This is a genomic window from Inquilinus sp. (assembly GCF_039594555.1).
Lineage (GTDB): Bacteria > Pseudomonadota > Alphaproteobacteria > DSM-16000 > Inquilinaceae > Inquilinus.
Window position 1 is genome coordinate 23,269 of record NZ_JBCNNF010000017.1, and the last position, 11,654, is coordinate 34,922.

The following is an 11,654-nucleotide window of genomic DNA, read 5'->3' on the forward strand; positions in this document are numbered from 1 at the left end:
CAGAGCGACAGTAAGTGGACTTCAGGATATACTATTAAATTCTGGAACGGCCCGAAATAACATGATCTAATATGGAAATTTGGAGACCCCGATCCATAAAAATGATTATATTATTCAAATATGCCGATAAGACAGCTTGCGGCTTTGTGGGCACCGCTGGATCTCCGCGATGGCCTCGCAGTCCGGCGGCCATCCGGTTGTGGAAAGGCTTATCCTTCAACTGAGGGAGCATTGGTCATGGCAGAAAAGATCGCCGGAGAACGACTGGGCATGCTGGCGCTTCTGGTCAGCGGCGACGTGGAGGCGCGGACCGCTGTCGGCCGGGCCTGCCGGGCGCTGGTGGAGGAGCTCGAATCCCGCGGCGTCGTCATGCTGGTTTCCGCCACGGCCGAGGATGCAGGCGCCATCGCCGCCTCCGACCCCGCCCTCCAATGCGTGCTGGTGGACTGGGACCTGCCCTCCTCCGGCCCGCAGGATGGCGCGGCCGAGCTGCTGCGCCGCATCCGGGCGCGCAACGCGACGATTCCGATCTTCCTGCTGTCCAACCGCAGCGCCATATCGGCCATTCCGGTCGAATCGATGCAGCATGCGGACGACTTCATCTGGCTGCTGGAGGACACGCCCGACTTCATCGGCGGCCGCATCGTCGCCGCCATCGAGCGCTATCGCGAGACCGTGCTGCCGCCGATGTTCGGGGCGCTGGTCCGCTTCTCCCGCGTCTACGAATATTCCTGGCACACGCCGGGCCACACCGGCGGCACCGCCTTCCTGCGCTCGCCCGCCGGTCGCGCCTTCTTCGAGTTCTTCGGCGAGAGCCTGTTCCGGTCCGACCTGTCGATCTCGGTTGGGGAGCTGGGATCGCTGCTCGACCATTCCGGCCCGATCGGGGCGGGCGAGCGATACGCCGCCCGGGTCTTCGGGGCGCACCGAACCTATTATGTCACCAATGGATCCTCGACCTCCAACCGGGTGATCCTGATGGCCAGCGTGACCCGCGACCAGGTGGCGCTGTGCGACCGCAACTGCCACAAATCGGTCGAGCACGCGATGACCCTGTCGGGGGCGATCCCGACCTATCTGATGCCGGTCCGCAACCGCTACGGCCTGATCGGCCCGATCCCGCCGGCGCGACTGGCGGCGGCGGCGATCGAGGCCGGCATCGCCGGCAATCCCCTGGTCCGCGCCGGCGTCGACCCGACGCCGATCCACGCCATCATCACCAACTCGACCTATGACGGCCTCTGCTACAACGTCGCCCGGGTCGAGGAACTGCTGGGCGCCAGCGTCGACCGGCTGCACTTCGACGAGGCCTGGTACGGCTACGCCCGCTTCAACCCGATCTACCGCGACCGCTTCGGCATGCATGGCGACCCGCGCGACCACGATGCCGGGCGCCCGACGGTGTTCGCCACCCAATCGACCCACAAGCTGCTGGCGGCGCTGTCGCAGGCCTCGATGATCCATGTCCGCGACGGCCGCAGCCCGATCGACCATGCGCGGTTCAACGAGGCGTTCATGATGCACGCCTCGACCTCGCCGCAATACGCGATCATCGCGTCGAACGATGTCAGCGCGGCGATGATGGACGGCCCGGCCGGAGAGGCCCTGACCACCGAATCGATCCGCGAGGCGGTCGCCTTCCGCCAGACGGTGGGCCGGCTCCGGCACGACTTCGCCGGCAAGGGCGACTGGTTCTTCGGCGCCTGGCAGCCCGGCACCGTCAAGGATCCCGCCACCGGGGCGGACGTCCCGTTCCACGAGGCCCCGGCGGAGCGGCTGGTCACCACCCCCGACTGCTGGGTGCTGGAACCGGGCGCCGAATGGCACGGCTTCCCGGAGCTCGAGCCCGGCTACTGCATGCTCGACCCGATCAAGGTCTCGGTGGTCACGCCCGGCATGGGCGGCGACGGCACGCTCGAACCGACCGGCATCCCCGCCAGCCTGGTCACGGCCTATCTCGACCGGCAGGGCATCGTCGTCGAGAAGACCACGGACTTCACCATCCTGTTCCTGTTCTCGCTCGGCGTGACCAGGGGCAAATGGGGCACGCTGGTCAACGCGCTGCTCGACTTCAAGCGCGACTACGACGCCGACGCGCCGCTGGAGCAGGTCCTGCCCGGCCTGGTCGCGGATCATCCGGGCCGCTACGGCGGGCTGGGCCTGCACGCCCTTGCCGACGAGATGTTCGCGGCGATGCGCGAGCTGCGGACCACCGAGATGATGGCCAAGGGCTTCTCTGTCCTGCCGACGCCGGATCTGAGCCCGGTGCAGGCCTATGAGCGGCTGGTGCGCAACGCGGTCGAGAGCGTCGGACTGGATGCCGCGGCCGGACGCACCCTGGCGACCGGCATCGTGCCCTACCCGCCCGGCATCCCGCTGCTGATGCCCGGCGAGAATGCCGGCCCGGCGGACGGGCCGCTGCTCGGCTACCTGAAGGCGCTGGAGGGCTTCGACCGCCGCTTCCCGGGCTTCGGTCACGACACCCATGGCGTCGAGGTGGTCAACGGCGCCTACCGCGTGCTCTGCGTCGCCTGACGCCCGGCCTCAACGGAGAACAGCCATGGCTTCGGACAACGGCAAGATCGGCGTCTTCCCGGCGACCATGCTGGTTGCGGGCAACATGATGGGATCGGGGGTGTTCCTGCTGCCGACCAGCTTGGCCAAGGTCGGCACCATCTCGCTGCTGGGCTGGGTGGTGACGATCGTGGGCGCCCTGCTGCTGGCCTTCGTCTTCGCCAAGCTCGGCCGGCTGGCGCCGAAGGCAGGCGGCCCGTACGCCTATGCCCGTGATTATATGGGCCCCTATATGGGCTTCCAGACCAACGCCATCTACTGGTTCGCCAACTGGATCGGCAATGTCGCGCTGCCGGTCGCGGCGGTCGGCTATTTCAGCTACTTCGTGCCGGCGCTGTCGGATCCGCTGCTCCGCACCATCGTGGTGCTCGCGATCATCTGGCTGTTCACCTTCGCCAACGTGCTGGGGCCGGACATCGTCACCCGGATCCAGGCCTACACCACCTCCTTCGCGCTGGTCCCGATCCTCGGCGTCGCCGTCTTCGGCTGGTTCTTCTTCAGCGGCTCGGTGTTCCACGGCGCGTACAACGTCTCGGGCAAGGACGACTTCTCGGCTATCTCGGCCGCCGCCTCGATCACCCTCTGGGCCTTCATCGGCGTCGAATCCGCCTCGGTCACCGCCGGCGTGGTGCGCGACCCGCAGAAGAATGTCGCCATCGCCACGCTGGCCGGCGTGGCGCTGGCCGCCGTGGCCTATCTCCTCAGCTCGGCCGCGATCATGGGCATGGTGCCGAACGGAGAGCTGCAGACCTCCGACGCGCCCTTCGCCCTGGCGGCGAAGGTCGCGATCGGCGAGACCGGGGGCGCCGTCGTCAGCCTCTGCGCCGCGATTGGCGCCGCGGGCTCGCTCGGCGGCTGGATCCTGCTGACGGCGCAGAGCGCGAAGGCCGCCGCCGACGACCGGCTGTTCCCGGCGATCTTCGGCCGGGCCAACGCCAAGGACGTGCCGGTCTCGGGCTTGGTCATCGTCGCCCTGCTGATGTCGCTGATGGTGCTGGTCACCGCCTCATCCCCCAGCGCCTCGGCCCAGTTCGACGTCATCGTCGAGGTCGCGGTGACGCTGACGCTGCTGCCCTACATCTATTCCTGCGTGGCCTGCTACTTCGCGGTCGAGGAGGATGGAAAGCTGCACCACATCGGCATCTATTGGGCGATGACCAGCATCACCGTCCTCTACTGCCTGTGGGCCATCCTCGGCTCGACGCCCTCGATCGTGCAGTATTCCTTCATCTTCGTGCTGTTCATCACCCCGTTCTATCCGTTCTTCAGCGAGCGCCGCCGGCAGCTCGGCGGCCTTCCGATCGAAGCCTCGGCACCGGACACCCGCGCCGCGCCGCAGGCCTGAACCGCACCGCGGGGGCAACGAGCTGGCCTGCGGGCAAAGGACAAGACCACGATCAAACATTTAGCCCGGCCAGGGACCCGGCGCCCGCGTTACCGGACGCCCGGACCTTGAGAGATCGAACAGGCCCCAGACCCGTTGCCGGAGAAAGCGCCGGCGCCAGCGGCCGATGCAATGCTCCTCCAGCCGGAGCCGGCCGGAGATCGAACGGTTGCTCAGGCCGTCCGCGGCGAGCCGAGAGCAACATCCCCGACGGGAGGCTGGTGGGTTGGGTCCGTATTGCCAAGTCCATCTGCCCCCTGACCCATTTGAGCTGAACGATCAGGGCAGAGGGATATGCGTCCTCAGCCACTCGGTCAGAGCCTGCAGCTCCCGCAGCGCGATGGGATCCCGGCCCGCCCCCTTGAGAAACCCGTGATCCTGGCCGGCAGCCACGACGAACCGGCTGTCCCGGGCCATCGGGCCCAGTTCCCGGAACAGCCGGGCTGAATCGTCGAACACCGCATCCAGCTCCGCGGCGAGAACATAGGCGGGCTCCACGATCTCGCTGGCAAAATCCAAGGGCCAGATCCCGCCGTCTTTCGCCGCCGCGCCGAGGCGCCGGTACATGATCGACAGCGTCTCGGCATCAAGGCCGTTCTCGGGCGTGCCGTGGCGGGCGACGCTTTCCCCCGTCGTGCCGCCATATCCGCCATACAGCAAGGCCAGCCCGGCCACACGCGCACGCATGTCCGGGACGAGCGCGCGCAAGCCCCAGAGCGCGACGCTGGCGCCGGCGCTGTCGCCGGCGAGGACAAGCCGCGCCTTGTTTCCGGTCATCTCCGCGGCGGCGGCGCAGGCCGCGGCCGCGTCGTCGCGCTGGGCCGGGAACGGGTGCTCCGGCGCCAGGCGGTAGCGCGCCGACAGCACGCGGAGTCCGGTCAGCTTCGCCAGCCACGCGGTGACACAGCGATGGGTCGCCGGGCTTCCGGCCACGAAGCCGCCGCCATGGAAATAGACTATCGAGATGTCCGGCGCGGGATCCGGCGGCGTGAACAGCAGGCCGCCGCGGAAGGCGCCGGCCTCCGCAACCGCGGTCTCGTGCACATCGTCCGGCAGCGGGCCGGCCCGTTCCTCAGCATCCCGGGCGTGGTGCGCCCGCAGCTCCGCGGGACTCGATGTGGCCCATGACACGCTCATGCGACACCATCCGGATGGGGGACGTTGACCGCGGCGCCGCCGGGCGGAACACTCCGCGGTCCGACAGGGATGCAACGACCGGCACCACGGACGCAACGTGATTCAGGCATCGGCCCCGCGGGGGCGCGCGCAGCCAGGACCGCCGATCACCTTCGCGGTCCTGGTCTTCCCCGGCTTCCCGACCATGGCCTTCAGCTCGGTGATCGAGCCGCTGCGCGCCGCCAACATCCTGGCCCGGCGGGACTGCTACCGCTGGATCGCCGTCGGCCTGTCCGGCGGCAAGGTCCGGGCGTCGAACGGCTTCGCCATCGAGCCGGTGCTGGGCGCGCGCGAGGCACCGCTGGTCGACCGCATCGTGGCGTGCTCCGGTGGCGATGCCGACCACGTGGTGGCCGAGCATGCAGTGGCCTGGATCCGCCGCAACCTGCGGTCCGGGGCCTGGATCGGCGCGGTGGCCGATGCCGCCTTCTTCCTGGCCCGAGCCGGCCTCCTGGACGGTCATGCCTGCACCCTGCACTGGACCAGCCAGCCGGCCTTCGCCGAGGCTTTCCCCGAGATCGAGCTGCGCCGTGACCTCTACGTCATCGACCGCAAGCGCTTCACCTCCGCCGGCGGGGTCGGCAGCCTGGACATGATGCTGGACATCATCGGCGCCGATTGCGGGGCCGAGCTGGCGGCCGGCGTCGCCGAATGGTTCGTGCACAGCCCGCTGCGGTCCAGCGTCGACCGCAAGCTGATGCCGCTGCGGCTGCGCACCGGCATCCGGGACGAGCTGGTGCTGTCGGCGATCGCGATCATGGAGGAGGCGGTGGAGGACCGGCTGCGCATGACCGGGCTGGCCCACCGCCTCGGTGTCTCCGCCGACCGGCTGGAGCGCGCCTTCCGCGCCGCCGCCGGCACCTCCCCCGGCGCCTACTACCGCCGGCTGCGGCTGCGGCGCGCGGCGGACCTGCTGGCCCATTCCACCCTGCCGGTGCGCGACGTCGCCCTGGCCTGCGGCTTCTCCGACATGTCGAGCTTCGCCCGGGCGTTCCGCGAGCAGGAGGGCATCTCTCCCCGCGCCGCTCGCCGGCCCTAGGCATTCCCGACGTCGTCATTGCGGAATCTCACATACTCTTTGCGGATTTTCGCACGAACCGCGTCCGCCAGGCGTCGCATCCTGGGCCGAACAGGGAGACGCGCATGAGCATCGTGGTGTTCAACCCCGACAGCGTCGGGGACGTCGATTTCGCCGAACGGATGCGCCATCCGGCCACCGCGGACGCCGCCGTCGGCATGTGGCTGTCCGACACCGAGCCGTCCTTCGTCGACGTCCATGCGCTGCGCCAGGGCCGCCTGGCCCGGCTGCGCCGCTGGATGACCGAGGCCGGCTATGGCGGGGTGGTGCTGTTCGACCCGTACAACCAGCGCTACGCCACCGGGTCGCGCAACATGTTCGGCTACTTCCTGCGCAACTCCACCCGCTACTTCTTCGTGCCCGCCGCAGGACCGACCGTGCTGTTCGAGTATCCGCAGAGCTACCATGTCTCGACCGTGCTCGACACGGTCGATGAGGCGCGGCCGTCCAAGCTGGTCTGGTCGTCGGTGTCGAACCGCGACGGCGAGAGCGCCGGCGCCTTCGCCGACGAGATCGCCGAGCTGCTGCGCGCCCATGGCGGCGGATCGATGAAGATCGGCCTGGACCGCTGCAACCACCTGCACGCGCTGGCGCTGGAGAAGCGCGGCTGCACCGTCACCGACTGCCAGGGCGAGATCCTGGCCGTGCGCGCGGTGAAGACGCCGGAGGAGATCAAGTGCCTGCAGGCCTCGATGGCCGGGGCGGAGGCGGCGGTGGCCGCGGTGCGCGAGGCGATCCGGCCCGGCATCTCCGAGAACGAGCTGTTCGCCATCATGTATCACGAGGTGATCCGCCAGGGCGGCGAGTTCATCGAGACCCGGCTGCTGACCTCCGGCCAGCGCACCAATCCCTGGTTCAGCGAGGCCGGCGGCCGCAAGGTCCGGCCGGGCGAGCTGGTGGCGCTCGATACCGACACGATCGGCTGCTACGGCTACTACTCCGACTTCTCGCGCACCTTCCGCTGCGGGCCGGGCCGGCCGACCGGCTACCAGAAGATGCTGTACCGGATGGCGCATGATCAGATCCGGCACAATATCGGCATCGTCCGGCCGGGCATGGCCTTCCGCGAGGTGGCGGAGAAGGCCTGGAAAATCCCCGACCGCTTCGTCGAGCAGCGCTACACCTCGGTCATGCACGGCGTCGGCATGCATGGCGAAACGCCGTTCATCGCCCATGCCATGGACTACGCGACCTATGGCCGGGAGGGCCACCTGCTGCCCGGCATGGTGGTGAGCGTCGAGAGCTATGTCGGCGAGAAGGGCGGCCGCGAGGGCGTCAAGCTCGAGGACGAGATCCTGATCACCGAGACCGGCACGGAGGTGCTGTCGCGCTTCCCCTATGAGGACGAGTTCCTGGACGGGGAGCTGTGATGCGGACGGCCCTGACCATCGAGCCCGGCCGGGCGGCGGCGCTGTTCGTCGACCTGCAGGAGGAGCACCGCCAGGACCGCCGCTATCTGGTCGAGGGCTTCGACGCGGTGATCGGCAACGTCCAGCGGCTGCAGCGGGCGGCGCGGGCGGCCCGCATCCCGGTGCTGCACTCCGCCTATGTCGTCGACCTGGCGGCGCAGCGGGCGAGGCCGTTCCATCCGGTGATGGCCGACGGCACCTCGGCCTTCAGCGACGCCAACGACCCGATGTCGGAGATCTGCGCCGAGGTCGGCCCGGCCGATGGCGAGCCCGTGCTGGTCAAATCGGACGCCAGCGCCTTCGCCGGAGACGGGCTGGCCGGCCGGCTGGCGGCGCTGGGCACCGAATGGCTGTTCGTGGCCGGGGTGTGGACCGAGGCCTGCATCGCCCAGACCGTGAAGGATGCGGTCGATCTCGGCTTCCGCGTCGTGCTGGTGAAGGATGCCTGCGGCAGCGGCAGTACCGCGATGCACCAGACCGCCATCCTCAACCTCGCCAACCGCCTCTATGGCGGCGCCGTCGTGGATACCATCGGCGCCTGCCGGCTCATGGCGGGCGAGACGGTCGAAGCCTGGCGGGTGCAGGGATCGGTGCCGCTGCGCTTCACCTACGACAACGCGGCGAGGCTCTATCTCGACCTCTGACGGGGGGCAATCACGGGAACGCGGCCTGATGGACACGCTCAGCTTTGCCTATGACAACCTGGACGTGATCGCGGCGCGGGCGCTGGAGCATGTATCGATCGTCGCCGTCGCGGTGTCGATCGCGATTGTCACCGCCGTGCCGATCGGCATCGCCATCACCCAGTCGAAGCGGGCCGCGGACGTCGTCCTCTACCTCGCCTCGATGATGATCACCGTGCCGTCGGTGGCGCTGTTCGGGCTGATGATCCCGCTGCTGTCGCCGCTGGGCCACGGCATCGGCACCGTGCCGGCGGTGATCGCGATCATCCTCTATTCGCAGCTGCCGATCATCCGCAACACCTACACCGCCATCGTCGATGTCGACCCGGCGCTGCGCGAGGCCGGCATCGGCATGGGCATGAGCGCGGTGCAGCGGCTGCGCCAGGTCGAGATCCCGCTGGCGATCCCGGTGATCATGGCCGGCATCCGCACCGCCGCGGTGATGAATATCGGGGTGACGGCGATCGCCGCCTATATCGGCGCCGGCGGCCTCGGCACCTTCATCGCCCGCGGCATCAGCCAGTCCGACCCGCGGCAGCTGGTCACCGGCGCGGTCGCGGTGTCGCTGCTGGCGATCGCGGTCGACCTGCTGCTGGCGCTGGCGCAGCGGCGGCTGACCTCGAAGGGCTTGGCCCGGGGAGCGATGGCATGATCCGGCTGGACCGCCTGACCAAGGTGTTCGACACCCCGTCCGGCCCGGTGGTGGCGGTCGACGAAGTCAGCTTCGACCTGCCGGCCGGCGAGATCTGCGTCCTGCTGGGCCCGTCGGGTTGCGGCAAGACCACCACCATGCGGATGATCAACCGCCTGATCGAGCCGACCGGCGGCACCGTGTTCATCGACGGCCGGGACACCCGCGCGGTCGACCCGATCCGGCTGCGCCGGTCGATCGGCTACGTCATCCAGCAGATCGGGCTGTTCCCGAACAAGACCGTGGCCGAGAACATCTGCGTCGTGCCCGACCTGCTGGGCTGGGACCGCAGGACATCCCGCGCCCGCGCCGCCGAGCTGCTGGAGCTGGTGGCGATGGAGCCGGCGGTGTTCATGGACCGCTATCCGAAGGAGCTGTCGGGCGGGCAGCAGCAGCGGGTCGGCGTGATCCGGGCCCTGGCCGCCGATCCGCCGGTGCTGCTGATGGACGAGCCCTTCGGCGCCATCGACCCGATCAACCGCGGGGCGATCCAGGACGAATTCCTGCGCATGCAGACGGCGCTGCGGAAGACCGTGATCTTCGTCTCGCACGACCTGGACGAGGCGGTGAAGATGGCCGACCGGGTCGCCATCTTCCGCGCCGGGCGGCTGGAGCAGTTCGCGACGCCCGACCAGCTGCTGGCCAACCCGGCGACGCCGTTCATCGAAACCTTCCTCGGCACCGACCGCACGCTGAAGCGGCTGCGGCTGGTGCGCATCGCCGATGTGCCGCTGGGCCGGCCCGGCACGGTCCGGCCCGACGACCCGGTCGGCCGGGCGCGCGAGCTGATGCAGGCCAGCGGCTGCCCGGCCGTGCTGGTGCTGGATGCCGACGGCCGGCCCGGCGCCATGGTCTCCGGCAGCCGGGCCGGGGCGGTGCGCGGCGGCACCTGCGGCGATTGCGCCGAGCCGATCCGCGCCACCATCCCGCTGACCGCCGATCTGCGCAGCGCCGTGGCGCTGATGTTCGCGCATGACATGCCGCTTTTGCCCTGCGTCGACGCCGAGGGCCGGATCCAGGGCGCCCTGACCTATGCCGGCATCATCCGCGGCCTGTCCGCCCGGGGAGCCGCGGCATGAGCGATATCAAGGCCTGGACTGGGCGTGTGGAACCGCCGTCGCCCGGGCGTCCCCTCCCCGTCCCCGGCATTGCGGCCCTGCTGTGGCTGCTGCTGGCCGCGGCGGCGGTGCTGTGGGGGCTGGCGAGCGACATGCCGGCCGAGATCCTGTCCTATCAGGAGGACATCGTCTTCCTCGGCCTCCAGCACATCGAGCTGGTGGCCTGGGCCGGCGGGCTGGCCATCCTGACCGGCGTGCCGGCCGGTGCCCTGCTGTCGCGGCCGGCCTTCCGCCGCTCGGCCGAGCTGATCCTGCAGGTGTTCAATCTCGGCACCACGATCCCGACGCTGGCGGTGCTGGCGCTGTGCATGACGGTGCTCGGCATCGGCACGGTGCCGTCGGTGTTCGGCCTGTGGGCAGCGACGCTGCTGCCGATCGTCCGCAACACCTATGCCGGGCTGCGCAACGTGCCGACGCCGCTGATCGAGGCGGCGCGGGGCATGGGCATGACCCCCGCCCAGGTGTTCTGGCGGGTCGAGCTACCGAACGCGCTGTTCATCATCTTCGGCGGCGTCCGGACCGCCCTGTCGATCTGCGTCGGCACCGCGCCGCTGGCCTTCCTGATCGGCGCCGGCGGCCTGGGCGAGCTGATCTTCACCGGCATCGCCCTGAACGACCTGCCGATGATGCTGGCCGGTGCGATCCCGACGGCACTGCTGGCCGTGCTGACCGATTTCGCGGTCGGGCGGCTGCAGACCCATCTCGTGCCGCGCGGGATCAACCCACTGCGGTGAAGACACAACAAGCAGGGAGCAAGACGATGATCAAGACGGCGTTGAAGCGGGCGGTCCTGTCGGCGATCGCGCTGCTGGCCTGCGGCGACGCAGCCGGCGCGGCCGAGCTGACCGTGGGCGGCAAGGACTTCACCGAACAGTTCCTGCTGGCCGAGATGACGAAGCAGCTGCTGGAGCACAAGGGCTACACGGTCGAGAAAAAGGACGGCATGGGCACCAACATCGTCCGCGCCGCGCTTGAAAGCGGCGAGGTCGACCTGTACTGGGAATACACCGGCACTTCGCTGGTCACCTTCAACAAGGTCACCGACAAGCTGACGCCGGAGGAGACCTACGCCCGCGTGAAGGAGCTGGACGGCGCCAAGGGGCTGGTGTGGCTGGCGCCGTCCAAGGCGAACAACACCTACGCCCTCGCCATCCGCAAGAACAACCCGAAGACCGACGGGATGGCGACGCTGTCCGACCTGGCCGCCGCCTATAAGGACGGCAAGGACCCGGTGATGGCGACGACGGCCGAGTTCCCGAAGCGCGAGGACGGGCTGCTCGGGCTGCAGAAGGCGTACGACTTCAAGGCCGGCCGCGCCAATGTCCGGCCGATGGAGATCGGCCTGGTGTTCCCGGCCCTGGCCAACGGCGATGTCGACGTCTCGGTGGTGGCGGGGACCGACGGCCGCATCGCCCCGATGGGCCTGATCCTGCTGAAGGACGACAAGGGCTTCTTCCCCAACTACGCCCTCGTCCCGGTGGTGCGGAAGGACGTGCTGGACGCCCATCCCGACCTCAAGCCGCTGCTCGAGAGCCTCGCCA

At 69.3% G+C, this 11,654-nt stretch carries 10 protein-coding genes; 9 read left to right on the top strand and 1 reads right to left on the bottom strand.

The features are described 5' to 3' along the window. The first annotated feature begins 270 nt into the window (after positions 1-270). Positions 271-2,535 (top strand): Orn/Lys/Arg decarboxylase N-terminal domain-containing protein, encoded by a 2,265-nt coding sequence (locus ABDW35_RS03335; protein ID WP_343712426.1) that lies wholly within the window; start codon positions 271-273, stop codon positions 2,533-2,535. A gap of 25 nt (positions 2,536-2,560) precedes the next feature. Continuing rightward, positions 2,561-3,919: an arginine/agmatine antiporter gene (gene adiC / locus ABDW35_RS03340; RefSeq protein ID WP_343712427.1), complete on the top strand. Its 1,359-nt coding sequence runs from the start codon at positions 2,561-2,563 to the stop codon at positions 3,917-3,919. Positions 3,920-4,237: 318 nt separating this feature from the next. On the opposite strand, the gene ABDW35_RS03345 is transcribed toward adiC, so the two are convergent. Next, entirely contained in the window at positions 4,238-5,095 is an 858-nt protein-coding gene (locus tag ABDW35_RS03345; protein WP_343712428.1) for an alpha/beta hydrolase fold domain-containing protein, read from the bottom strand. Positions 5,096-5,192: 97 nt separating this feature from the next. On the opposite strand from ABDW35_RS03345, the gene ABDW35_RS03350 reads away from it, so the two are divergent. The 7 genes from ABDW35_RS03350 to ABDW35_RS03380 form a co-directional block, all read left to right on the top strand. Then, positions 5,193-6,173 carry a GlxA family transcriptional regulator gene (locus ABDW35_RS03350; RefSeq protein ID WP_343712429.1) on the top strand — a complete coding sequence of 327 codons (981 nt, stop codon included), beginning with the start codon at positions 5,193-5,195 and terminating at the stop codon, positions 6,171-6,173. 104 nt (positions 6,174-6,277) lie between these two features. Then, on the top strand, positions 6,278-7,582 hold the full coding sequence (locus ABDW35_RS03355) for a Xaa-Pro peptidase family protein (RefSeq protein WP_343712430.1): 1,305 nt from the start codon (positions 6,278-6,280) through the stop codon (positions 7,580-7,582). Then, positions 7,582-8,265 carry an isochorismatase family protein gene (locus tag ABDW35_RS03360; RefSeq protein ID WP_343712431.1) on the top strand — a complete coding sequence of 228 codons (684 nt, stop codon included), beginning with the start codon at positions 7,582-7,584 and terminating at the stop codon, positions 8,263-8,265. Before ABDW35_RS03355 ends, ABDW35_RS03360 begins: the two co-directional genes overlap by 1 nt. A 28-nt stretch (positions 8,266-8,293) precedes the next feature. Then, on the top strand, positions 8,294-8,956 hold the full coding sequence (locus ABDW35_RS03365; protein WP_343712432.1) for an ABC transporter permease: 663 nt from the start codon (positions 8,294-8,296) through the stop codon (positions 8,954-8,956). Further along, a complete protein-coding gene (locus ABDW35_RS03370) occupies positions 8,953-10,074 on the top strand; it encodes an ABC transporter ATP-binding protein (protein WP_343712433.1) in 1,122 nt (373 codons plus the stop codon). The genes ABDW35_RS03365 and ABDW35_RS03370 overlap by 4 nt, the downstream gene beginning before the upstream one ends. Beyond that, entirely contained in the window at positions 10,071-10,847 is a 777-nt protein-coding gene (locus ABDW35_RS03375) for an ABC transporter permease (protein WP_343712434.1), read from the top strand. The genes ABDW35_RS03370 and ABDW35_RS03375 overlap by 4 nt, the downstream gene beginning before the upstream one ends. Before the next feature lie 26 nt (positions 10,848-10,873). Beyond that, the coding region (locus tag ABDW35_RS03380) for a glycine betaine ABC transporter substrate-binding protein (protein WP_343712435.1) at positions 10,874-11,654 on the top strand (781 nt) is incomplete at its 3' end.

What these genes read in the sequence shown, in the direction of transcription:
- ABDW35_RS03335 (WP_343712426.1), top strand. Translation starts at nt 271, where the DNA reads ATGCTGGCGCTTCTGGTCAGCGGCGACGTGGAGGCGCGGACCGCTGTC.
- adiC (WP_343712427.1), top strand. Translation starts at nt 2,561, where the DNA reads ATGGCTTCGGACAACGGCAAGATCGGCGTCTTCCCGGCGACCATGCTG.
- ABDW35_RS03345 (WP_343712428.1), bottom strand. Translation starts at nt 5,095, where the DNA reads ATGAGCGTGTCATGGGCCACATCGAGTCCCGCGGAGCTGCGGGCGCAC.
- ABDW35_RS03355 (WP_343712430.1), top strand. Translation starts at nt 6,278, where the DNA reads ATGAGCATCGTGGTGTTCAACCCCGACAGCGTCGGGGACGTCGATTTC.
- ABDW35_RS03360 (WP_343712431.1), top strand. Translation starts at nt 7,582, where the DNA reads ATGCGGACGGCCCTGACCATCGAGCCCGGCCGGGCGGCGGCGCTGTTC.
- ABDW35_RS03365 (WP_343712432.1), top strand. Translation starts at nt 8,294, where the DNA reads ATGGACACGCTCAGCTTTGCCTATGACAACCTGGACGTGATCGCGGCG.
- ABDW35_RS03370 (WP_343712433.1), top strand. Translation starts at nt 8,953, where the DNA reads ATGATCCGGCTGGACCGCCTGACCAAGGTGTTCGACACCCCGTCCGGC.
- ABDW35_RS03375 (WP_343712434.1), top strand. Translation starts at nt 10,071, where the DNA reads ATGAGCGATATCAAGGCCTGGACTGGGCGTGTGGAACCGCCGTCGCCC.